This is a genomic window from Streptomyces sp. NRRL F-5727 (assembly GCF_000719555.1).
In the GTDB taxonomy this organism is placed as follows: domain Bacteria; phylum Actinomycetota; class Actinomycetes; order Streptomycetales; family Streptomycetaceae; genus Streptomyces.
The window spans coordinates 59841-80670 of sequence record NZ_JOGX01000017.1 but is presented as its reverse complement, the minus strand read 5'-3'; the positions used below and the strand labels follow the sequence as shown (position 1 = coordinate 80670).

The window sequence follows — 20830 nt, the reverse complement described above, 5'->3', positions numbered from 1 at the left end:
CCGAGCACCGCGCCGCCGGCCGCCGCGGACGGTGCCCCCGCCGCGCCGTTTCGTTGGGGGCGGCGAACGGGCGCCGTCCCGGAAGCCGGGTCCCGGCGCGCAGCCGCCCGCAGCAGAGGCGGTGTGACTGTCTGCTGATCCGATCGGGGGACGTGCCCGCCGCGCTCCGCCGGGGACGTGCGGGGGGCTGAACTACGCTCGTACACGCCCGTGCGGAGTCCCCCGCGGGGATCGGCTCGTGCGCAGGTGGACGGGAGCGTGGCCCGTGACGGATCAGGCGGTGGCAGCGGCCGGCAGCCGGCAGTTCTACGGCCGGCAGCGGGAGTTGAAGGCCCTCCGCGCCGACATCGAGCGGACCGGTCTGGACACCCTCACCGGCCGCAAGGAGCCCCGCGCACGCGTCCTCCTCGTCGCCGGCCGGCCCGGCTCCGGCCGGACCGCCCTCGCCGAGGAGCTGATCGCCTCCGTCGCCGACCGCTACCCCGACGGGGTCTACCGGGCCCGGCTCAGCGAGCCCGGCGGGGAGCCCGTCCCCACCGCCCGGGCCGCCCGCGAACTCCTCCGGGACCTCGGCGTCGAGGAACCGCCCGGCGCCGCCGAGGACGAGCTCACCGAGCTGGTCCGCGGCGCGCTCGGCACCCGCCGGGCGGTGCTGCTGCTCGACGACGCCGTCGACGCCGAACAGGCCGACCCGCTGCTCCCGGACAACCCCGACGCCCTCGTCGTCGCCGTGGCGCGGGGGCCGCTCACCGGCATCCCGGACGTGCGGCCCTGCACCCTCGGCGGGCTCGACCCGAAGTCGGCCATCGAGCTGCTGACCGCCGCCACCGGCTCGGTCCGCATCACCGTCGACCCGCAGGCCGCCGAGGCGCTGGTCGAGGAGTGCGGCGGACTGCCCGGCGCGGTGGTGCTCGCCGGCGGCTGGCTGGCCGGCCGGCCCGAGACCTCCGTCGCCGACCTCGCCAAGCGGCTCCGCGGCCTGAGCGGCGACCCCCTCACCCGCACCTTCCTCCTCGCCCATCAGGCGCTGCCGCAGCCGGCCGCCCGGATACTGCGCTACCTGGCGCTCGCCCCGCTCGGCCGGGCCGACGCCCACACCGCCTCCGCCCTGGCCGGCTGCTCGGTCCAGGCGGCGGCGACCACCCTCGCCGACTTCGCCCGCCTGGGCCTGGTCGCCGAGGCCGCCGACGGGGAGTACGAGGCCCCCGGGCATCTCGTCCCCCTGCTCCGCGCCCAGCTGGAGGAGCGCGACCGGCCCGCCGAGGTGCAGCTCGCCCGGGCCCGGATGCTGGAGCGGACCGTACGGCTCCTCCAGTCCTGCCGTGCGGTCACCGAACCCGAGGGCTCCCCGGCCCGGCGCAAGCTCGCCGGACTGCCGCGCGCCCTGCGCTTCCCCACCGCCGAGGACGCCGCCCGGTGGCTCGCCTCCCGCCGCCCGGCGCTGCTCGCCTGCGCCCGGATGGCCGTCGCCGACGGGGAGCTGGACACCCTCGCCCGCCGGCTCATCGCCTCCCTGGTCCGGGCGCTCACCGCGCACGGCGGCGCCGAGGCCGCGGCGCCCGACCTCTACGGGCTGCACCGGCTCGTCCTCGACGTCGCCGAGCGGCGCGGGCTGCACCGCGAGCGCGCCGCGGCCCTGCTGAACCTCGGCGACCTCGATGCCAGGACCGGCCGTACGAAGGACGCTCTGCTGCGATATCGGTCGGCATGGGAGGCGGGAAGGCAGGCAAATGATCCGTACGCCACCGGTCGCGCAATGGAATCCGTAGGTGGCAGCTACCAGGAGCTCGGCGACTGGCAGCGGGCCGGCGACTGGTACGGCCGCGCCCTCGCCCAGCGCCTCGCCCACGACGAGCGGGCCGACCAGGCGCGGCTGTACGCCCGCCTCGGGGCCGTGCAGACCTATGCCGGGCGGTACGGGGAGGCGCTGCGGCACTGGCGGGCGGCCGCGGCCGGATACCGCAGGCTCGGCGATCTCCCGGGCCACGCGCGGGCGTTGAGCGAGGCGGCCCGGGTGCAGGAGTACGCCGGGCGCCCCGAGGAGAGCCTGCGGACCTGCGAGGAGGCGGTCGAGTGGGCCCGCCGCGCCCGGGACACCCGGCTCCAGGCGGCGCTCCAGCTGCGGCTCGCCGACACCCTCGACCGGCTCGGCGACCCCGCCGCCGCGCGGCTGCACCGGGCGGCGGCGGACCGTCTGCTGGAAACGGAAGGCTCTGCCTACGAAATCCGCAGTGGGTCTGCTGAAGATTAGTACTTTGAAAGGCTAGACAGCGGGAACTCCTTCATTAGACTGGTTCCGCCGCGTTCGAACGTGGTCTGCCCCGGTGCGCCGCAGTGCATCCGGGTATGTATCGCAGTGCACCAGTTATCCCCCTGATTCAAGGACCGTGATCGACGATGAAGGTCGGCATCCCCCGCGAGGTCAAGAACAACGAGTTCCGCGTGGCCATCACCCCCGCGGGTGTCCACGAGCTCGTCCGCAACGGCCACCAGGTCTTCATCGAGCAGAACGCCGGCGTCGGCTCCTCGATCACGGACGAGGAGTACGTCGCCGCGGGCGCCGAGATCCTCGCCACCGCCGACGAGGTCTGGGCCACCGCCGACCTGCTCCTCAAGGTCAAGGAGCCGATCGCGGAGGAGTACCACCGCCTCCGCAAGGACCAGACGCTCTTCACCTACCTGCACCTCGCCGCCTCGAAGGAGTGCACGGACGCCCTCCTGGAGTCCGGCACCACCGCCATCGCGTACGAGACGGTCGAGACCGCGAACCGCGCGCTCCCGCTGCTCGCCCCGATGTCCGAGGTCGCGGGCCGGCTGGCCCCGCAGGTCGGCGCCTACCACCTGATGCGCTCGGCCGGCGGCCGCGGCGTCCTCCCCGGCGGCGTCCCCGGCACCCACGCCGGCAAGGCCGTCGTCATCGGCGGTGGCGTCTCCGGCTGGAACGCCGTGCAGATCGCCGTCGGCATGGGCTTCCACGTGACCCTGCTCGACCGTGACATCAACAAGCTCCGCGAGGCCGACAAGATCTTCGGCACCAAGGTGCAGACCGTCGTCTCCAACGCCTTCGAGCTGGAGAAGGCCGTCGTCGAGGCCGACCTCGTCATCGGCGCCGTCCTCATCCCGGGCGCCAAGGCCCCGAAGCTGGTCACCAACGAGCTCGTCGCCAAGATGAAGCCCGGAAGTGTCCTTGTCGACATCGCCATCGACCAGGGCGGCTGCTTCGAGGACTCGCACCCGACCACCCACGCCGAGCCGACCTTCCAGGTCCACGACTCGGTCTTCTACTGCGTCGCCAACATGCCCGGCGCGGTCCCGAACACCTCCACCTACGCCCTCACCAACGCCACGCTGCCCTACATCGTGTCGCTGGCGAACAACGGCTGGGTCGAGGCGCTCCGCCGCGACGCCGCGCTCGGCCTGGGCCTCAACACCCATGACGGCAAGGTGGTTTACAAGGAGGTCGCCGAGGCGCACGGCTACGAGCACGTCGAGCTGAGCACCCTCATCGGCTGATCCGCAGCCACCCGGCGACGGCCTCGGCGGCGGCCCCCGTCAACGCCCGCCGTCAATGTCACGCACCCGGCCGGACCTTGTTCGACAAGGTCCGGCCGGCTGTGTCTCCGGCCACGCCAAAACGTTCGGTCAACTCGCCTCGAACGTAACCCTTTAACCGTTTCGCACACCCCTGAAACGTGTGGATGCGTGGCTGCGCACCCTTGACAGCGGCGTGTTCGGTTGCCGACACAACGGGCCGGGTCCGGGCGATTGTGTTGCTGCGGACCGGTGACACGCCATAGAGTCGCCAACCGTCGGCATGGTGCCACGCTGACCTATCGATAAATGTTCCTGGTCACATCCAAGGAGGTAAGACGACTTGTGAATGAGTCGACATTTACTCCCGGGAGCGGTGCGCCAGGTGCCCCGGTCGGCTCCGTCGCGGTGCGGACCTTCGCGACGCACCAGCCCATGACGACAACCCACACGCTGAAGACGATGGACGGCCTACACGTGAACGCCACGGCCGGCAACGAGATGGGCCGAGAGTCCACCCACTTCGCCGCCTACGACGAGCTGCCCGAGGGGCACTTCTACGACCCCGACGCCGAGTACGAGCCCGACCCCGAGTACGCGGCCACCCTCGCCCCCGACGCTGCCCGCCAGCGCCGCGAGCGGATCGGCCCGACCGGACGGCCGCTGCCGTACTTCCCGATCCCGGGCCCGCTGACCGACCACGGACCCGCCAAGATCATCGCGATGTGCAACCAGAAGGGCGGCGTCGGCAAGACCACGTCGACCATCAACCTGGGTGCCGCGCTCGCCGAGTACGGACGGCGGGTGCTGCTCGTCGACTTCGACCCGCAGGGCGCCCTGTCGGTCGGCCTCGGCGTGAACCCGATGGAGCTCGACCTCACCGTCTACAACCTGCTCATGGAGCGGGGCATGTCGGCGGACGAGGTGCTGCTCAAGACGGCGGTCCCCAACATGGACCTGCTGCCGAGCAACATCGACCTCTCCGCCGCCGAGGTCCAGCTGGTCTCCGAGGTCGCGCGCGAGTCGACGCTCCAGCGCGCCCTCAAGCCGCTGATGAACGACTACGACTACATCGTGATCGACTGTCAGCCCTCGCTCGGCCTGCTGACCGTGAACGCCCTGACGGCGGCTCACAAGGTCATCGTGCCGCTGGAGTGCGAGTTCTTCGCGCTGCGCGGTGTCGCCCTGCTGACCGAGACCATCGAGAAGGTCCAGGAGCGGCTCAACCCCGAGCTGGAGCTCGACGGCATCCTCGCCACCATGTACGACTCCCGGACCGTGCACTCCCGTGAGGTGCTCGCGCGCGTCGTCGAGGCGTTCGACGACCACGTCTACCACACGGTGATCGGCCGGACGGTGCGCTTCCCGGAGACCACGGTCGCCGGCGAGCCCATCACCACGTACGCCTCCAACTCCGTGGGTGCCGCCGCCTACCGCCAGCTCGCCAGGGAGGTGCTCGCCCGGTGTCACGCCGAGTGAGTCTGCCCGGAGCCGACGAACTCTTCCGTACGACCGGGGGGATGGCGCTGCAGTCGTCCTCGCCCCGCCGAACCGTTCCCGCTCCGGCGGGTGAGAGCGACACGGCCGCCGGAGCGGACAGCGGTGCCGCCGCCGGCTCCGCCGAGCACGCGGCGGCCGGTGCGGAGGCGGCCGAGCCGCGCACCCGGGAGACCGAGGCGGTCTCCGCGCAGCAGCAGCCCGCCGGGGCGAAGCCGGCCGCGCAGGCGGCCGCCCCCGCGCGGCGCCGGGGCCGGACCACCAACCGGCGTCCCAGCGGGCGGGAGCGCCACGACGAGAAGATCACGGTCTACGTCTCCGCCGAGGAGCTGATGGACCTGGAGCACGCGCGGCTCGTGCTGCGCGGCGAGCACGGCCTCGCCGTCGACCGCGGCCGGATCGTCCGCGAGGCGGTCGCCGTGGTCCTGGCCGACCTGGAGTCCCGCGGCGACGCGAGCATCCTCGTCCGCCGCCTGCGCGGCCGCTGACGGTAGCCTGCGGGCGGCCCCGCCCCCGCACCCCTGGAACCGCCCCCGATGCACCCGCACGCTGACGAAACGTCCCGCCCGCCGCGCCGCCGCGCGCTGGGACGGGGCGGCGGGCTGCCGACCGACGGCGACGGGACCGCACCGCCCACGGGACCCGCCACCGGCCCCGTGCCCACGCCGGAGGCCCCCGCCCTCCCGCCCGACCCGGTCCCCGCTCCCGAGGCCGCACCCGCCCCGGACGCCGAGGCCGAGGGCGGGCCCGGGGCGGGTCCCGGGGACGGGGACGGGCGCTTCACCGTGCGGCTGGCCAATTTCGAGGGGCCGTTCGACCTGCTGCTGCAGCTGATCACCAAGCACAAGCTGGACGTCACCGAGGTCGCGCTCTCGCAGGTCACCGACGAGTTCATGGCCCACCTCCGGAACCTCGGGCCGGACGGGGACCTCGACCAGACGACCGAGTTCCTGGTCGTCGCCGCCACCCTGCTCGACCTCAAGGCCGCCCGGCTGCTGCCCGCCGCCGAGGTGGAGGACGAGGCCGACCTCGCCCTCCTGGAGGCGCGCGACCTGCTCTTCGCCCGCCTCCTCCAGTACCGCGCGTACAAGCGGATCGCCGAGATCTTCGCCGAGCGCTGGGAGTCGGAGGGCCGGCGCCACCCCCGGACCGTCGGCCTGGAGCCGCACCACGCCGAGCTGCTGCCCGAGGTCGTCATCTCGATCGGCGCCGAGGGCTTCGCGAAGCTCGCCGTGAAGGCCCTGCAGCCGAAGGCCGCGCCGCAGGTGTACGTGGACCACATCCACGCCCCGCTGGTCAGCGTCCAGGAACAGGCCCGCCTCGTCGCCGCCCTGCTGCGCGAGCGCGGCACCGCGCACTTCCGGGAGCTGGTCGAGGACGCCGCGGACACCCTCACCGTCGTCGCCCGCTTCCTCGCCCTCCTGGAGCTGTACCGGGAGAAGGCCGTCGCCCTCGACCAGCAGGACCCGCTCGGCGACCTCACCGTCTCCTGGACCGGCGGGGACGGCGAGACCCGTGTCACGGCAGAGTTCGACCAGGAAGCACCGGAGCCCGCATGAGCGACCTCAAGCCCGCCCTCGAAGCCGTCCTCATGGTGGTCGACGAGCCCGCCACCGAGGCCCACCTCGCCAAGGTCCTCGACCGCACCCCGCGCGAGGTCGCCGACGCCCTCCACGAGCTGGCCGACGAGTACACCGCCGACGGCCGCGGCTTCGAGCTGCGCCGGGTCGCCGGCGGCTGGCGCTACTACACCCGCCCCGCCCACGCCGCCGCCGTCGAGGCGTTCGTCCTGGACGGCCAGCAGGCCCGGCTGACCCAGGCCGCCCTGGAGACCCTGGCGGTGGTCGCGTACCGCCAGCCGGTCAGCCGCTCCCGGGTCTCCGCCGTCCGCGGGGTCAACTGCGACGGCGTGATGCGGACGCTCCTCCAGCGGGGTCTGGTGGAGGAGGCGGGCGCGGAACCCGAAACAGGTGCGATCCTGTACAGGACGACGAACTACTTCCTGGAGCGGATGGGCCTGCGCGGCCTGGACGAGCTCCCGGAGCTCGCGCCCTTCCTCCCCGAGGCGGACGCGGTCGAGCCGGACTCCCTGGAAGGCGTTCCGTCGTTCGATCCCGACAGGGACGGACCAGCGGACGAAGAGACGACGGAAGTTTGATGCGAAGCAGCAGCGGCAGGAACAGCGGAAACAACGGCGGGAGCCGTGGTGCCAAGAGCGGCGGCCGCGGCAACAACTACCGGGGCGCGGGCAACAACCGCGACGAGCGCGGCCAGAGCGCCGGCCGCCCCCGGAAGGCCCGCCCCGAGGAGCGCTCGTACGACGTGAGCATGCCCTCCGACAGCGCCAAGGGCAGCCCGCGCAAGGGCCGCGGCGACGCCGCCCGCGGCGGTGCCAAGGGCGGACCCAAGCAGTCCCCGAAGCAGTCCTCCGGGCAGCGGTGGGGCGGGGGCCGCACGGCCCCGGCGCGCTCGCGCGAGTACGAGGCCAGGGCCGAGGAGCGCAACCGCGAGCGGTACGCGAACAAGCCCGAGATCAAGACCCCCAAGACCTTCCCGGGCGCCGAGCAGGAGGGCGAGCGGCTGCAGAAGGTGCTGGCCCGGGCCGGCTACGGCTCGCGCCGCGCCTGCGAGGAGCTGATCGAGCAGGCCCGCGTCGAGGTCAACGGCGAGATCGTCCTGGAGCAGGGCCTCCGGGTGAAGGACAGCGACGAGATCCGGGTCGACGGCCTGACCGTCGCCACCCAGTCGTACCAGTTCTTCGCGCTGAACAAGCCGGCCGGCGTCGTCTCCACCATGGAGGACCCGGACGGCCGCCAGTGCCTGGGCGACTACGTCACCAACCGCGAGACCCGGCTCTTCCACGTCGGCCGGCTCGACACCGAGACCGAGGGCATCATCCTGCTCACCAACCACGGCGAGCTGGCCCACCGCCTCACCCACCCCAAGTACGGCGTGAAGAAGACCTACCTGGCCGCCATCACCGGCCCGCTGCCCCGCGAGGTCGGCAAGCGGCTCAAGGACGGCATCCAGCTGGAGGACGGCTACGCCCGCGCCGACCACTTCCGCGTGGTCGAGCAGACCGGCAAGAACTACCTGGTCGAGGTCGTGCTGCACGAGGGCCGCAAGCACATCGTGCGCCGGATGCTCGCCGAGGCGGGCTTCCCGGTGGAGAAGCTGGTCCGCACCGCCTTCGGCCCGATCACCCTGGGCGACCAGAAGTCGGGCTGGCTGCGCCGGCTGTCCAACACCGAGGTCGGCATGCTGATGAAGGAAGTCGGCCTGTAAGGGTCCCTTCCGGCATCCGGAGGCCCGTGCCCCGCGCGATCCGCGCGGGGCACGGGCCTCTTCGCGTGCCCGGCTTCCTGCCCGACCCGTCCGGCCTTGTGGGGGGAGCCCGCATCTTTTATAGTCATAGTGACTCTTAAGGAGCCCGGGCATGCACAGCCTCTTCACCGTCCCCGCCGCGCACGGCGCTCGGACCTGGACCCACGGGGGTGGACCAGGGACGCCGCCGACGGCGGGGACGGTGGGGACCCTCCGGCGTCCTCGGGAGGCGACCGCATGAGCACGCCCCACGGCCACGGCCTCGTCCCCGGCAGGTTCTGTCCGCCGCACGCCGGCCACCACCACCTCGTCCGCACCGCCCTCGGCCGCTGCGCGCGCGTCACCGTCCTCGTCACCGGCGCCGCCGCCGACCCGCTGCCCCTCGCGGAACGGGTCGCCTGGCTGCGCGAGATCCACCCCGAGGCCCTCGTCGTCGGCGCCGCCGCGGAGGACGGCCCCGACGGCCTCCAGGCCGCCGTCGAGACCGCCGTCCGCGAACCCGTCGACGCCGTCTTCACCTCGGCGCCGCACGGGGCCGGGCTCGCCCGCCGCCTCGGCGCCGCCTCCGTGCTCGTCGACCCCGAGCGCCGTACCCACCCCGTCACCAGCGCCGCCGTCCGCGCCGACCCGGCCGGCCACTGGGAGCTGCTGGCCGCGCCCGTCCGGGCCGCGCTCACCCGCCGGGTCGTCGTCCTCGGCGCCGAGTCCAGCGGCGCCACCACCCTGGCCCACGCCCTCGCCGACCACTACCGGCGGCGCGGCGGCGTCTGGGCGCGGACCCGATGCGTCCCCGACCAGGGGAGCGCGTACGCAGCGCGCAGGCTCGCCGAGCTGCGGGCCGACCGGCCCGGCGCCGGCCCGGCCGACGTCCTGCTCCGCTCCGCCGACTTCCCCGTCCTCGCCCAGGACCAGGCCGAGCGGGAGGAGGAGGCCGCCCGCGCCGGCTCGCCCCTGCTCGTCTGCGACACCGACGCCTTCGCCGCCACGATCCGCCACGAGCGGCTCCTCGGCACCGCCAGCCCCGACACCGGCGCCGTCGCCGCCCGCGGCCGGCACCACCTCTGGCTGCTCACCGACCACCGGGGCGTCGGCCCCGGCGACGGCGGCGACGACGTCCTGAGGGCCTGGACCACCGCCCGGCTCCTCACGCAGCTCACCCACAGCGGGCGCCGCACCGTCGTCGTCACCGGCCCCCACGAGGAACGCCTCGCCACCGCCGTCGCCGCCGTCGACGCACTCCTCGCCGAACCCCTCCTGGAGCGCCGATGAACATCCCCGAGGGGTACGACCCCCGGGCCTTCGAGCCCTTCGCCGTCACCGTCGACCTCGCCGTCCTCACCGTCCGCGCCGGCCGGCTGCACGTCCTCCTCGTCCAGCGCGGCCAGGATCCGTACGCCGGCCGCTGGGCGCTCCCCGGCGGCTTCGTGCTGCCCCGCGAGTCCGCCGGCGCCGCCGCCCGCCGCGAACTCGCCGAGGAGACCGGACTCTCCGGGGCCACCGTCGCCGGCCTCCACCTCGAACAGCTCCGCACCTACACCGAACCCGACCGCGACCCGCGGATGCGGGTCGTCTCGGTCGCCTACACGGCGCTCGTCCCCGACCTGCCCGAACCGCGCGGCGGCGGCGACGCGGCCGAGGCCCGCTGGCTGCCCTACGACGAGGTCCCGGCGCTCGCCTTCGACCACGACCGCATCCTCGCCGACGCCCGCGAACGCGTCGGCGCCAAGCTGGAGTACACCTGCCTCGCCACCGCCTTCTGCCCGCCCGAGTTCACCCTCGGCGAGCTGCGGCAGGTGTACGAGACGGTCTGGGGCGTCCCGCTGGACCGCCCCAACTTCCGGCGCAAGGTCCTCACCACCCCCGGCTTCGTCGAGGCCGTGGAGGGACCGCCGCGCCGCACCGGCGGACGGGGGAAACCGGCCGCGCTCTACCGGGCGGGAGAGGCCACGGCCCTCCACCCGCCACTGCTCCGACCGGAAGGACGATCCGCATGAACAAGCAGGCCGCGACGGGGACGCTGATGGGGCTGGCGCTCGGTGACGCGCTGGGCCGCCGCACGGAGTTCCTCGAGGTACCGATGATCACCACGTACTACGGGCCCTGGCGCGGGCTGACGCTCCCCGACGACGGGAAGGTCACCGACGACACCCAGATGACCCTCTCCGTGGCGCGGGCCCTCCGCGCCTGCCAGGAGCGCGGCGTCGCCGGGCCGGAACGATTCGCCGACCTGCTCCGCGAGGAGTTCGTCGACTGGTACCGCTCTCCCGAGAACAACCGGGCGCCCGGCCGCACCTGCCTGACGGCGTGCGCCCTCCTCATGACCCCGGTTCCCTGGCAGGACGCCAGCCAGATCGGCTCCAAGGGCTGCGGGGCCAACATGCGGGTCGCACCCCTCGGACTGCTGCGCGAGTACGGCGAAGCCGCCGCCGGCGCCGCCCAGCTCCAGGCCGCGCTCACCCACGGGCATCCGACCGGGCTCGCCGCCTCCGATCTCACCGCGCGGGCCGTGTGGCTGCTCGCCCAGGGGGTCGACCCGGCCGGGCTCGTCGGGCAGCTGCGGTCGTACGCCTACGAGAACCGCGACCGGTACCACGAGCGCTGGCTCGGCGACCTGTGGACCCGCTCCCAGGACCCCGACGCCCTGCACTTCGTCCGGCGCGGCTGGGACGAGTGCCTCGCCGTCCTGGAGCGCCTGGACGCCGTGCAGCGCACCGCCGACCCGGAGCTCGACCCCTGTACGTACACGGGCGACGGGTGGATCGCGGAGGAGGCGCTCGCCACCGGGCTGCTCTGCTTCCTGCTCTTCCCCGGCGAGCCGCTGACCGCCCTGCGCCGGGCCGCCTGCACCCGCGGCGACTCCGACTCGATCGCCGCCCTCGCCGGCGCCTTCGCCGGGGCCCACCTCGGCGCGGACGCCTGGCCGGCGGAGTGGACCGCGCGGATCGAGCACCGGGACGAGCTGCTGGAACTCGGTGCCCTCTGGGACGCGTGATCGAATTCTGGGAGGCTTCGGTCCCATGACGCTGACGCTTGAGGCCCACGAGGCCGACCTGACCGCCGTCGTGGCCGAGGAGCCCGACCCGCTGCTCTTCGCCACCGTCTCCGGCGCCCATCTGTACGGCTTCCCCTCCCACGACTCCGACGTGGACCTGCGGGGCGTCCACCTGCTCCCGGCGGCGGCGCTGGTCGGGCTCCGCGAGCCCGAGGAGACCCGGGACCGGACCTGGGACCGGGACGGCGTCGAGATGGACCTCGTCACGCACGACCTGCGGAAGTTCGCCCGGCTGATGCTGCGCCGCAACGGCTACGTCCTGGAGCAGCTCACCTCGCCGCTGGTCGTGCACACCACCCCGGTGCACGCCGAGCTGACCGCGCTCGTGCCCGGCGTGCTCACCGCCCACCACGCCCACCACTACCGGGGCTTCGCCGCGACCCAGTGGCGGCTCTTCGAGAGGAGCGGGGAGCTGAAGCCGCTGCTCTACACCTACCGGGCGCTGCTCACCGGCATCCACCTGATGCGCTCCGGCGAGGTGCAGGCCCATCTGCCGACCCTGGTGGGGGAGGTGCCGGAGGCCCCGGCGCGGATCCCCGACCTGGTCGCCGCGAAGTCGGCCGCCGAGCACGGCGCCGCCGAGGTGGTGGCGGAGGAGGTGCGGGCCGAGGTGGAGGCCCTGCACGGCACGCTCGACGCGGCCCAGGCGGCCTCGGCCCTCCCGGACGCGGTCCGCGCCGCGGACGCCCTCCACGACCTCGTCGTGCGGGCCCGGCTGGCCGCCCTCTAGAGCTCCTGGAGCTCCTGGAGGGCCGAGGCGCGGCGGGCGCGGACCAGGAAGTCCTGCACGCGCGCGTGGTCCGGGGCCGGCGGCAGCGGGGAGGCGGTGAGCGCGTCGTCGGCCTCGTCCTGGAGGCGGTTCATCCAGGACTCGACCTCCGGCCAGCCGAGCTCGCCGCGCTTGACCGCGAGCAGCCGCTCCCGGTCCCCGCCCACGTCGATCCGCAGCTCGCCGGTGCGGAGCAGGTCACGGCAGCCGGCCAGCAGCCGCAGCAGGTGCATCGCGTGCTTCCAGCGCGGATGCCCGTACTGGCGGACGTCCGCCTCCAGCTTGCGGCGCTGGCCGCCCGCGTACCGCACGAAGGTGCCGTGGGCCTGGCGGGAGAGGAAGGCGCCGCGCAGCCCGACGAGCTCGGCGCCCACCTCGGTAATGTGCGTGACGAGCGGGGAGTGGAGGCACTCCAGGACGTTCGGGTTGTTGCGCAGGGCCAGCTCGCAGAAGCGTTCCAGCTCCCAGCTGAACTGCTCCGGGGCCGGGCCCTCCACGTGCGCCGGGGGCTTGTCGAAGCGCCAGAAGAGCGGCGTCGGGGCGAGGTAGACGCCCCGCAGGTCGGTGTCGCTGTCCTCGGTCGCCAGACCGAAGGCGCGTGAGCCCATCACACAGGCGTAGACGGTGTGCTCGCGCACCAGCGCCTCGGGAGTCATGTCCATGGCGGTCATGGCGGCCAGGCTACGCGAGGGTGATCGTCTCCCCGGAGACGGTGATCTCCTCGGCGGGCAGCGGCCGCGGGGCCGGCCCGGCGGTCACCGCCCCGTCGGCGATGGCGTACTTCGAGCCGTGGCAGGGGCAGTCGATCGTGCCGTCCGCCACCTTGTTCACCAGACAGCCCTGGTGGGTGCAGACGGCCGAGAACGCCTTGAACTCGCCCTCCGTGGGCTGCGTCACCACCACCTTGCGGTCCGCGAAGACGGTGCCGCCGCCGACTGGGATCTCCGAGGTGTTCGCCAGCGGGGTGCCGGCCGGGGCGCTGCCCGTCCCGGCCGGGGTGGTGGCGGGCGCGCCGGACTCCGTGCCGCCGTCGCCGCCCTCACCGCCGTCCGAGCCGCAGGCGGTGGTCGTCGCCGCGGTCGCCGTCGTCAGGGCGGCGGCCAGCAGGACCGTGCGGCGGGGTGTCGTCCGTGAAGTCATACGGTCCAGCTTCGCCCCGTACGCGGCACCGTCCCCGCAACACGCCGTGCCCCGCCTACACCCAGGGCGCCAACTCCCTCGCTCGGCCGTCCGCGTCCCGCAGCACCTCCAGGACCGAGGTCACCGCGGCGCGCTCGACCGGTCCGTACACATGAGGGAAGAGCCGGTCCTCCGAGCCCTCCCAGCGGACCTCCCCGGAGAGCAGGGACTCGTCGATCACCAGCACGAGCAGCGGGCCCGGCACGTCCCGGTAGTGGGCGTCGGCGATCGCCAGCGCCGCCTGCCCGTCCGGCGAGCAGTGCACGAAGCCCTCGGCGGCGAGGGACGGCGGGGCGTAGGGGAGACCGGGGTCCGCGGACCACTCGTCCAGGGGCACCACATGGAGCAGCATCCGCCCTTTCTACCCGCTCGCCGGGCCGCGCCTACTCCCGGTGGCGGAATGCCCACCCATGGGTGAGATTGAGGAGGTCCTCACCCCGACGAAAGGCGGCACCATGGCGGGCAACGATCTCGGCGGTCTCCTCGGCTCCCTGCTCGGCGGGGGCGGCGGTCAGGGCGGCGGAGGCGCCGGCGGCATCCTGGGCTCCCTCCTCGGCGCGCTCGCGGGCGGCCAGGGCGGCCAGGGCGGCGCGGGCGGGGCCGGCGGCCAGAACCCGCTCGGCGGACTCCTCGACATGCTGACCAGGTCCGGCCTCGCCGAACAGGCGCAGTCGTGGATCGGCACCGGCGAGAACAAGCCCGTCGACGGCACCCAGATCGCCGAGGCGCTCCCCGACGAGACGCTGCGGAAGGTCGCCCAGGAAGCCGGGGTCACCCCGCAGCAGGCCGCCGACGAGATCGCGCAGTCGCTGCCGCAGGCCGTCGACAAGCTGACCCCGGGCGGATCGCTGCCCCAGGGCGGTTCGCTGGAGGACATCATCCGGGCCCAGAAACTCTGAGCCGTCGTACGCGCGCGTGCGCCCGTCCCGCGGCATGACCCGTGTCATGTCTCGCAGGGCGGGCGCACGCGCGGGTGCCCCCGGCGGCTGACTAGGCTGGGCCCTTACCGCCCCGCGCCCCAAGGACATCCCCCGTGAGAACTGCGCTCGTCATCGGAACCGGACTGATCGGCACCTCCGCCGCGCTCGCCCTCGCCGGCCGGGGCGTCACGGTCCACCTGCGCGACCACGACCCGGCGAGCGCCCGGACCGCCGCCTCGCTCGGCGCGGGCACCGACGCGGAACCCGGGGGCCGGGTGGACCTCGCGATCGTCGCCGTGCCGCCGGCGCACGTCGCCGCCACCCTCGCCGAGGCGATGCGCGCCGGGGCCGCCCGCGGCTACCTCGACGTCGCCAGCGTCAAGGGCGGCCCGCAGCGCGAGCTGGAGGCGATGGGCCTCGACCTCACCCCGTACATCGGCAGCCACCCGATGTCCGGCAAGGAGCGCTCGGGCCCGCTCGCCGCCACCGCCGACCTCTTCGAGGGCCGGCCCTGGGTGCTCACCCCCACCCGCGACACCGACACCGAGGTCCTCAACCTGGCCCTCGAACTCGTGGCGCTCTGCCGCGCCGTGCCCGTCGTCATGGACGCCGACGCCCACGACCGCGCGGTCGCGCTCGTCTCCCACACCCCGCAGCTGGTCTCCTCGATGGTCGCCGCCCGCCTGGAGGAGGCGGAGGAGTCGGCCGTACGGCTCTGCGGCCAGGGGATCCGGGACGTCACGCGGATCGCCGCGTCCGATCCGCGCATGTGGATCGAGATCCTCTCCGCCAACCCCGGGCCGGTCGCCGACGTCCTCTCCGGTGTCGCCGCCGACCTCGACGAGACCGTCCGCGCCCTGCGCGCCCTCCAGTCCGCGGACGAGGAGAAGCGGCGCGACGGCGCGACCGGCGTCGAGGACGTGCTGCGGCGCGGCAACGCGGGACGGGCCCGGGTCCCCGGCAAGCACGGTGCCGCGCCCACGGCGTACGAGACGGTCGCGGTGCTCATCAGCGACCGGCCCGGCGAGCTGGCCCGCATCTTCGCGGACGCGGGGCGGGCCGGGGTCAACATCGAGGACGTGCGCATCGAGCACGCGACCGGGCAGCAGGCGGGCCTGGTCCAGCTGATGGTCGACCCCGCGGCGGCCCCCGCCCTCTCCCAGTCCCTCCAGACCCAGGGCTGGTCCCTCCGCACCACCTGACGCCGCCGCCGATCGTCGCCACCGGTACGGGAGGGGTCGGGGGGACGTTGGGCCGGACGGGTGTGGGGGACTCGGTAACCTTAGAGGAGTCCCGGACTGCCGCCGGGGCCGCCGCACACCCAGGAAGGTCCCCCTCACCGTGGAATCCGTGATCGTCGCCATCGACGGCCCCTCCGGCACGGGCAAGTCGAGCACCTCGAAGGCGGTCGCCGCCAAGCTGGGGCTGAGCTACCTGGACACCGGCGCCCAGTACCGGGCGATCACCTGGTGGATGATCAGCAACGGTGTGGACGTGACCGACGCCGACGCCGTGGCCTCCGCCGCCGGCAAGCCCGTCATCGTCTCCGGCACCGACCCGTCCCGCCCGACCATCACGGTCGACGGCGCCGACGCCTCCGGCCCGATCCGGACCGAGGAGGTCACCTCCAGGGTCAGCGCCGTCAGCGCCGTCCCCGAGGTCCGCGCGCTCATCACCGAGCTCCAGCGGACCATCGCCCGCGGCGCCGAGCACGGCATCGTCGTCGAGGGCCGGGACATCGGCACCACCGTCCTCCCCGACGCCGACCTCAAGATCTTCCTCACCGCCTCGCCCGAGGCCCGCGCCGCCCGCCGCTCCGGCGAGCTGAAGGGCGCCGACGTGCGGGCCACCCAGGAGGCCCTGGTCAAGCGGGACGCGGCGGACTCCAGCCGCAAGACCTCCCCGCTCGCCAAGGCCGGCGACGCCGTCGAGGTCGACACCACCGAGCTCACCCTCGACCAGGTCATCGAGTGCGTCGTCACCCTGGTGGAGGAGAAGCGGGCGGGCGCCAAGTGACCCAGCCCTCCGCGAAGGGGGCCGCCGTCGGCCGTCGCATCGGCATCGGGCTGATGTACGGCTTCTGGAAGCCGCGCGTGCTCGGCGCCTGGCGGGTCCCGGCCTCCGGTCCCGTCATCCTCGCCGTCAACCACGCGCACAACATCGACGGCCCCATGCTCATGGGCACCGCCCCGCGCCCCGTGCACTTCCTCATCAAGAAGGAAGCGTTCGTCGGGCCGCTGGGCGGCTTCCTGGAGGGCATCGGGCAGCTCAAGGTCGACCGCGACTCCACCGACCGGAAGGCGATCGGCGACGCGCTCGGCGTGCTGGAGCAGGGCGGCGTCCTCGGGATCTTCCCGGAGGGCACCCGCGGCGAGGGCGACTTCGCCTCGCTCCGCGCCGGCCTCGCCTACTTCGCCGTCCGCTCCGGCGCCCCGATCGTGCCGGTCGCGGTGCTGGGAAGCACCGAGCGGCCCGGCCGGCTGGTGAAGGGGCTGCCCGCCCTGCGCAGCCGGGTGGACGTCGTCTTCGGGGAGCCCTTCGAGGCCGGCGACGGCAGCGGGCGGCGTACCCGCAAGGCGCTGGACGAGGCCACGCTCCGGATCCAGGAGCACCTCACCGACCACCTGAAAAACGCCAGGCGCCTCACCGGGCGCTGAGCGACACTCTCAGTAGTGGGCCCCACGGCTCCGCCGTCGGATCCCACCGACCACGAATGATCAAGGAACGGACTTCATGAACGACCAGCACGACCACGGGGCACTTGGCGACGCCGAGTACGCGGAGTTCATGGAGCTCGCCGCGGAAGAAGGCTTCGACATCGAGGACGTCGAGGAGGCGATCGAGGAGGCCGGCCACGGCCCGCTCCCCGTCCTCGCCGTCGTCGGCCGTCCGAACGTCGGCAAGTCGACCCTGGTGAACCGCATCATCGGCCGCCGCGAGGCCGTCGTCGAGGACAAGCCGGGCGTCACCCGCGACCGCGTCACCTACGAGGCCGAGTGGGCCGGCCGCCGCTTCAAGGTCGTCGACACCGGCGGCTGGGAGCAGGACGTCCTCGGCATCGACGCCTCCGTCGCCACCCAGGCCGAGTACGCCATCGAGGCCGCCGACGCCTGCCTCTTCGTCGTGGACGCCACCGTCGGCGCCACCGACACCGACGAGGCCGTCGTCAAGCTGCTCCGCCGCGCCGGCAAGCCGGTCGTGCTGGCCGCCAACAAGGTCGACGGCCAGTCCGGCGAGGCCGACGCGGCCATGCTCTGGTCGCTGGGCCTCGGCGAGCCGTTCCCGGTCTCCTCGCTGCACGGCCGGGGCACCGGCGACCTCCTCGACGAGGTGCTGCGGAAGCTGCCCGAGGCCCCCGAGCAGACCTTCGGCAAGGCCGTCGGCGGCCCCCGCCGCATCGCCCTCATCGGCCGCCCCAACGTCGGCAAGTCCTCCCTGCTCAACAAGGTCGCCGGCGAGGACCGCGTGGTCGTCAACGAGCTGGCCGGCACCACCCGCGACCCGGTCGACGAGCTGATCGAGCTCGGCGGCACCACGTGGAAGTTCGTCGACACCGCCGGCATCCGCAAGAAGGTCCACCTCCAGGCCGGCGCCGACTACTACGCCTCCCTCCGCACGGCCGCCGCCGTCGAGAAGGCCGAGGTCGCGGTCATCCTCATCGACACCACCGACCAGATCTCGGTCCAGGACCAGCGGATCATCACGATGGCCGTCGAGTCCGGCCGCGCCATCGTCATCGCCTACAACAAGTGGGACGAGCTCGACGAGGAGCGCCGCTACTACCTGGAGCGCGAGATCGAGACCGAGATGCAGCAGGTCTCCTGGGCGCCCCGGGTCAACGTCTCCGCGAAGACCGGCCGCCACATGGAGAAGCTGGTCCCGGCGATCGAGACCGCCCTCGCCGGCTGGGAGACCCGCGTCCCCACCGGCCGGCTCAACGCCTTCCTCGGCGAGCTCGTCGCCGCCCACCCGCACCCGATCCGCGGCGGCAAGCAGCCCCGCATCCTCTTCGGCACCCAGGCCGGCACCAAGCCGCCGCGCTTCGTGCTCTTCGCCTCGGGCTTCCTGGAGGCCGGCTACCGCCGCTTCATCGAGCGCCGGCTGCGCGAGGAGTTCGGCTTCGAGGGCACCCCGATCCACATCTCGGTGCGCGTCCGCGAGAAGCGCGGCAAGAAGAAGTAACCCGCGGCAAGAAGAAGTAACCCGCGGCGGGAAGAAGCACCCGCGCCACGCACAACGGCCGAGGGCCGGAGTCGTACCGTACGACTCCGGCCCTCGGCCGTTTCCCGGATCCGCTCAGAAGCCTCTGCGCGGCCCCGGCGGCAGCGCCGCCTGCGGGGGATGCTGCTGTGCCGACCAGGCCGGCGGATGCGCCGCCTGCTGCTGGCCGTGGAGCCCCGAGAAGCCCGGGAGGCCCGACAGGCCCGAGAAGCCCGACAGGCCCGTGCTCAGCGCCGTGCCGAAGGCCCGGAACGCCAGCTCCTCCTCGCCGCTGCGGTCACCCGGAAGCGTGCGGAACGACCGGCGGTACTCCGAGTACAGGGCATCGAAGATCGGCGTCGCCGAGTATCCGGCCGGGACGTCCTGCGCCGGGCGCATGCCGGGGATCGGACTCGGATACGGCTGGGGGAAGGGGTCGTATGCGTGCACGTAGGTGCCAACGACCCCGCCGACCGTCGGATGCGGGCGGCTCTCCGAAAGAGGGGCCCGCCGGGGACGCGGCACGGTCGGGACGCCCCGCGGACGCACCGGCCCTATCCCCGGACGCCCGTCGTCCATCAGGTACCGGCCAGCGGCATCGCGGCGGCGACCAGGCGCCCGTTCACCGCGGCCTTCTCCAGGGCGTCCCGCAGCAGGTCCTCGCGCGGCTGCTGGCCGATGGAGCCGACCGGCGCCGCGAAGACCAGCACCGTGTGCGACTTGTTGGCCGCCGCGCGCCAGCCCTCGGTGACCTGGAGCGGCTGGTGCGCCTGCCACCAGGCCGTCTGGCCCGCGCCGCCGGTGCCGGGCTGGAGCACCGAGTGCAGCTGGCCCATGGCGACCAGGACCGACCAGCCGGGCAGCGCGGCCGGCTTGGTGTTCAGGTCGGCGACCGGGTGGAAGCCCTGCTCGACGAGGAGCGGCAGGAACTCGTCGGTGAGCCGGTCGGAACCGGGCCGGGCGACCGGCGCGGTCGGCTCCACGACCAGCGCCGGGTGCAGCTCGCCGTCGATCAGGACCAGACCGCTGGTGACGCCGAGCACGGCCTGCTCGGGGTGGGCGGCCGTGAGCGCGTCGGCGGCGTCGGCGGCCGTGATGGAGGCGACGGCGCCCTGGAGCTGGTCCTCGGCGACCCGGACGACCTGCGACGGGATGCAGCTGGCGTGGGCGAACGCGAGGACGGCGGTCTCCTCGCCGACGAACAGCACCGTGCTGGTGCGCTCCTGCTCGGAGTCGCCCGGCGTGCGGCAGGAGGTGCAGTCGTAGCTGCCCGGGGCGTTGTCGCCGGCGAGCAGCCGGTCGGCTTCTTCGTCGCCGATCTCGGCGCGTACGTCCTCGCTGACGTCGAGCATGCGCGGCACGGGGGGCTCCCTGGAGTCGGTACGGACGGACCCCGGGCCTTTCCCGGGCGTCTCATGCCGAGTTCAACGGGCCAGGCGCGGGCGGGGTCACGCGCGGAAGCCGGGCAACTTGCCCCTGGCGCGTGCGGAGGGGCGGCCGGGGCGCGACCGGCGCCCCGTGACTCCGACCGGGTGGGAAGTGAACAGTGTTCCGCGCGGCACGGCGCCGGAGCGCGGGAGCCCGCCCTAGCCTGCGGCGATGTCGATGATCCGATTTTGGACAGCCGGCTCGCTCGCGGCGGCCTCCGCCGCGGCGCTGCTCGCGCTCCACCAGGCGCCCGCCGCCACGGCCGCGCCCGGCGACGACGGGCCCGGCAGCGCCGGAGCGCCCGGGGCCCCCGCCGTACCGGCCCTGCCGGACGTCGCCGGGACCGCCGCCGAGTCCGGTCTCACGGCCGCCGCCGACGCGCTCGCCGCCGCCGCGGCGGCCGTCGAGGCGGCGACGGGCGGCACGCCCGGCGCGGGCCCCGCGGAAGGCACCGGGGCCGTGCCCCCGCCGCCGTCCGCGGGACCGGCGGGCGTGCCCGCGTACGCCTGCGCCGAGGACCAGTGGCCGTGGGGCTGCGTCGCCGAGTGCGAGAGCAGCGGTCGCTGGGACGTCAACACCGGCAACGGCTACTACGGCGGGCTCCAGTTCTGGCAGCCCACCTGGATCGAGTTCGGCGGCCTCAAGTTCGCCCGCCGCGCCGACCTGGCCACCCGCCGGCAGCAGATCACCGTCGCCGAGGACGTCCTGCGTGTGCAGGGCTGGGGCGCCTGGCCCGTCTGCTCCAAGCGGTACGGGCTCAGCGGCCGCGTCCACACCGTGCAGGCCGGCGACACCCTCGGCGGCATCGCCCGCCGCTTCTCGGTCAAGGGCGGCTGGCAGCGCCTGTACGAGGCCAACAAGGACGTCATCGGCCCGGACCCGAACCGGCTGTACGTCGGCACGATGCTGCGGATCGCGCCGCTCTGAGCC

At 74.1% G+C, this 20830-nt stretch carries 22 protein-coding genes; 17 read left to right on the top strand and 5 right to left on the bottom strand.

Going from position 1 to position 20830, the window contains the following annotated elements; translation table 11 throughout:
• The first annotated feature begins 265 nt into the window (after nucleotides 1–265).
• The 11 genes from IF73_RS0114965 (at nucleotide 266) to IF73_RS0114915 (ending at nucleotide 12134) form a co-directional block, all read left to right on the top strand.
• Nucleotides 266–2251, top strand: coding sequence for a tetratricopeptide repeat protein (locus IF73_RS0114965; RefSeq protein ID WP_031007758.1), 1986 nt, complete (start codon nucleotides 266–268; stop codon nucleotides 2249–2251).
• A gap of 146 nt (nucleotides 2252–2397) precedes the next feature.
• A complete protein-coding gene (gene ald / locus IF73_RS0114960; RefSeq protein WP_031007756.1) occupies nucleotides 2398–3513 on the top strand; it encodes an alanine dehydrogenase in 1116 nt (371 codons plus the stop codon).
• 453 nt (nucleotides 3514–3966) lie between these two features.
• Nucleotides 3967–5010 (top strand): ParA family protein, encoded by a 1044-nt coding sequence (locus IF73_RS0114955; protein WP_226651714.1) that lies wholly within the window; start codon nucleotides 3967–3969, stop codon nucleotides 5008–5010.
• A complete protein-coding gene (locus IF73_RS0114950; RefSeq protein WP_078868064.1) occupies nucleotides 4995–5516 on the top strand; it encodes a hypothetical protein in 522 nt (173 codons plus the stop codon). The genes IF73_RS0114955 and IF73_RS0114950 overlap by 16 nt, the downstream gene beginning before the upstream one ends.
• Nucleotides 5517–5564: 48 nt before the next feature.
• Nucleotides 5565–6587 carry a segregation and condensation protein A gene (locus IF73_RS0114945; protein WP_031007748.1) on the top strand — a complete coding sequence of 341 codons (1023 nt, stop codon included), beginning with the start codon at nucleotides 5565–5567 and terminating at the stop codon, nucleotides 6585–6587.
• Nucleotides 6584–7186: an SMC-Scp complex subunit ScpB gene (gene scpB, locus IF73_RS0114940; RefSeq protein ID WP_031007747.1), complete on the top strand. Its 603-nt coding sequence runs from the start codon at nucleotides 6584–6586 to the stop codon at nucleotides 7184–7186. The genes IF73_RS0114945 and scpB overlap by 4 nt, the downstream gene beginning before the upstream one ends.
• Nucleotides 7186–8313: a pseudouridine synthase gene (locus IF73_RS0114935; RefSeq protein ID WP_031007746.1), complete on the top strand. Its 1128-nt coding sequence runs from the start codon at nucleotides 7186–7188 to the stop codon at nucleotides 8311–8313. The genes scpB and IF73_RS0114935 overlap by 1 nt, the downstream gene beginning before the upstream one ends.
• Before the next feature lie 276 nt (nucleotides 8314–8589).
• On the top strand, nucleotides 8590–9621 hold the full coding sequence (locus tag IF73_RS0114930; protein ID WP_031007745.1) for an AAA family ATPase: 1032 nt from the start codon (nucleotides 8590–8592) through the stop codon (nucleotides 9619–9621).
• Nucleotides 9618–10346 carry an NUDIX hydrolase gene (locus IF73_RS0114925; protein WP_031007743.1) on the top strand — a complete coding sequence of 243 codons (729 nt, stop codon included), beginning with the start codon at nucleotides 9618–9620 and terminating at the stop codon, nucleotides 10344–10346. Before IF73_RS0114930 ends, IF73_RS0114925 begins: the two co-directional genes overlap by 4 nt.
• On the top strand, nucleotides 10343–11344 hold the full coding sequence (locus tag IF73_RS0114920) for an ADP-ribosylglycohydrolase family protein (RefSeq protein WP_031007741.1): 1002 nt from the start codon (nucleotides 10343–10345) through the stop codon (nucleotides 11342–11344). The genes IF73_RS0114925 and IF73_RS0114920 overlap by 4 nt, the downstream gene beginning before the upstream one ends.
• A 25-nt stretch (nucleotides 11345–11369) precedes the next feature.
• Complete coding sequence (locus tag IF73_RS0114915; protein WP_031007739.1) at nucleotides 11370–12134, top strand: DNA polymerase beta superfamily protein; 765 nt, start codon at nucleotides 11370–11372, stop codon at nucleotides 12132–12134.
• On the opposite strand, the gene IF73_RS0114910 is transcribed toward IF73_RS0114915, so the two are convergent.
• Genes IF73_RS0114910 through IF73_RS0114900 form a run of 3 tightly spaced genes read right to left on the bottom strand, consistent with a single transcriptional unit; the run spans nucleotide 12131 to nucleotide 13704 of the window.
• Nucleotides 12131–12829 carry a DNA polymerase beta superfamily protein gene (locus IF73_RS0114910; RefSeq protein ID WP_031007736.1) on the bottom strand — a complete coding sequence of 233 codons (699 nt, stop codon included), beginning with the start codon at nucleotides 12827–12829 and terminating at the stop codon, nucleotides 12131–12133. The two genes, IF73_RS0114915 and IF73_RS0114910, sit on opposite strands and share 4 nt — an antisense overlap.
• Before the next feature lie 25 nt (nucleotides 12830–12854).
• Entirely contained in the window at nucleotides 12855–13313 is a 459-nt protein-coding gene (locus IF73_RS0114905; protein ID WP_031007734.1) for a Rieske (2Fe-2S) protein, read from the bottom strand.
• A gap of 55 nt (nucleotides 13314–13368) precedes the next feature.
• Nucleotides 13369–13704, bottom strand: a complete 336-nt coding sequence (locus IF73_RS0114900; protein WP_031007732.1) for a DUF952 domain-containing protein — start codon at nucleotides 13702–13704, stop codon at nucleotides 13369–13371.
• Nucleotides 13705–13762: 58 nt separating this feature from the next.
• On the opposite strand from IF73_RS0114900, the gene IF73_RS0114895 reads away from it, so the two are divergent.
• The 5 genes from IF73_RS0114895 to der all read left to right on the top strand — a co-directional run bounded on the left by IF73_RS0114895 (nucleotide 13763) and on the right by der (nucleotide 18454).
• Nucleotides 13763–14251, top strand: coding sequence for a YidB family protein (locus IF73_RS0114895; protein ID WP_234338239.1), 489 nt, complete (start codon nucleotides 13763–13765; stop codon nucleotides 14249–14251).
• Nucleotides 14252–14385: 134 nt separating this feature from the next.
• The gene (locus IF73_RS0114890; RefSeq protein WP_031007728.1) at nucleotides 14386–15474 is read left to right on the top strand and encodes a prephenate dehydrogenase; all 1089 of its coding nucleotides are present in this window, start codon (nucleotides 14386–14388) and stop codon (nucleotides 15472–15474) included.
• Nucleotides 15475–15622: 148 nt separating this feature from the next.
• Nucleotides 15623–16288, top strand: a complete 666-nt coding sequence (cmk, locus tag IF73_RS0114885) for a (d)CMP kinase (protein ID WP_420706554.1) — start codon at nucleotides 15623–15625, stop codon at nucleotides 16286–16288.
• Nucleotides 16285–16929 carry a lysophospholipid acyltransferase family protein gene (locus tag IF73_RS0114880; RefSeq protein WP_031007723.1) on the top strand — a complete coding sequence of 215 codons (645 nt, stop codon included), beginning with the start codon at nucleotides 16285–16287 and terminating at the stop codon, nucleotides 16927–16929. Before cmk ends, IF73_RS0114880 begins: the two co-directional genes overlap by 4 nt.
• Before the next feature lie 76 nt (nucleotides 16930–17005).
• On the top strand, nucleotides 17006–18454 hold the full coding sequence (gene der / locus IF73_RS0114875; protein ID WP_031007721.1) for a ribosome biogenesis GTPase Der: 1449 nt from the start codon (nucleotides 17006–17008) through the stop codon (nucleotides 18452–18454).
• Between the two features lie 114 nt (nucleotides 18455–18568).
• Here der and IF73_RS0114870 read toward each other — a convergent pair whose 3' ends face one another.
• Together IF73_RS0114870 and IF73_RS0114865 are read right to left on the bottom strand one after the other, a co-directional pair.
• A complete protein-coding gene (locus IF73_RS0114870; RefSeq protein ID WP_051716796.1) occupies nucleotides 18569–18871 on the bottom strand; it encodes a hypothetical protein in 303 nt (100 codons plus the stop codon).
• Between the two features lie 179 nt (nucleotides 18872–19050).
• Nucleotides 19051–19833, bottom strand: coding sequence for a hypothetical protein (locus IF73_RS0114865; RefSeq protein ID WP_031007716.1), 783 nt, complete (start codon nucleotides 19831–19833; stop codon nucleotides 19051–19053).
• A gap of 238 nt (nucleotides 19834–20071) precedes the next feature.
• Here IF73_RS0114865 and IF73_RS0114860 point away from each other — a divergent pair, with 238 nt between their 5' ends.
• Nucleotides 20072–20827: a transglycosylase family protein gene (locus IF73_RS0114860; protein ID WP_031007714.1), complete on the top strand. Its 756-nt coding sequence runs from the start codon at nucleotides 20072–20074 to the stop codon at nucleotides 20825–20827.
• The last annotated feature ends 3 nt before the right edge of the window (nucleotides 20828–20830 follow it).

Bases quoted from the DNA above. Each gene is read 5' to 3' on its own strand.
- IF73_RS0114895 (WP_234338239.1), top strand. From the start codon at position 13,763: ATGGGTGAGATTGAGGAGGTCCTCACCCCGACGAAAGGCGGCACCATG.
- IF73_RS0114930 (WP_031007745.1), top strand. From the start codon at position 8,590: ATGAGCACGCCCCACGGCCACGGCCTCGTCCCCGGCAGGTTCTGTCCG.
- IF73_RS0114900 (WP_031007732.1), bottom strand. From the start codon at position 13,704: ATGCTGCTCCATGTGGTGCCCCTGGACGAGTGGTCCGCGGACCCCGGT.
- IF73_RS0114870 (WP_051716796.1), bottom strand. From the start codon at position 18,871: ATGCGCCCGGCGCAGGACGTCCCGGCCGGATACTCGGCGACGCCGATC.
- IF73_RS0114920 (WP_031007741.1), top strand. From the start codon at position 10,343: ATGAACAAGCAGGCCGCGACGGGGACGCTGATGGGGCTGGCGCTCGGT.
- IF73_RS0114935 (WP_031007746.1), top strand. From the start codon at position 7,186: ATGCGAAGCAGCAGCGGCAGGAACAGCGGAAACAACGGCGGGAGCCGT.
- IF73_RS0114945 (WP_031007748.1), top strand. From the start codon at position 5,565: ATGCACCCGCACGCTGACGAAACGTCCCGCCCGCCGCGCCGCCGCGCG.
- scpB (WP_031007747.1), top strand. From the start codon at position 6,584: ATGAGCGACCTCAAGCCCGCCCTCGAAGCCGTCCTCATGGTGGTCGAC.
- ald (WP_031007756.1), top strand. From the start codon at position 2,398: ATGAAGGTCGGCATCCCCCGCGAGGTCAAGAACAACGAGTTCCGCGTG.
- IF73_RS0114910 (WP_031007736.1), bottom strand. From the start codon at position 12,829: ATGACTCCCGAGGCGCTGGTGCGCGAGCACACCGTCTACGCCTGTGTG.
- IF73_RS0114955 (WP_226651714.1), top strand. From the start codon at position 3,967: ATGACGACAACCCACACGCTGAAGACGATGGACGGCCTACACGTGAAC.
- IF73_RS0114925 (WP_031007743.1), top strand. From the start codon at position 9,618: ATGAACATCCCCGAGGGGTACGACCCCCGGGCCTTCGAGCCCTTCGCC.
- IF73_RS0114860 (WP_031007714.1), top strand. From the start codon at position 20,072: ATGTCGATGATCCGATTTTGGACAGCCGGCTCGCTCGCGGCGGCCTCC.
- der (WP_031007721.1), top strand. From the start codon at position 17,006: ATGAACGACCAGCACGACCACGGGGCACTTGGCGACGCCGAGTACGCG.
- IF73_RS0114915 (WP_031007739.1), top strand. From the start codon at position 11,370: ATGACGCTGACGCTTGAGGCCCACGAGGCCGACCTGACCGCCGTCGTG.
- IF73_RS0114905 (WP_031007734.1), bottom strand. From the start codon at position 13,313: ATGACTTCACGGACGACACCCCGCCGCACGGTCCTGCTGGCCGCCGCC.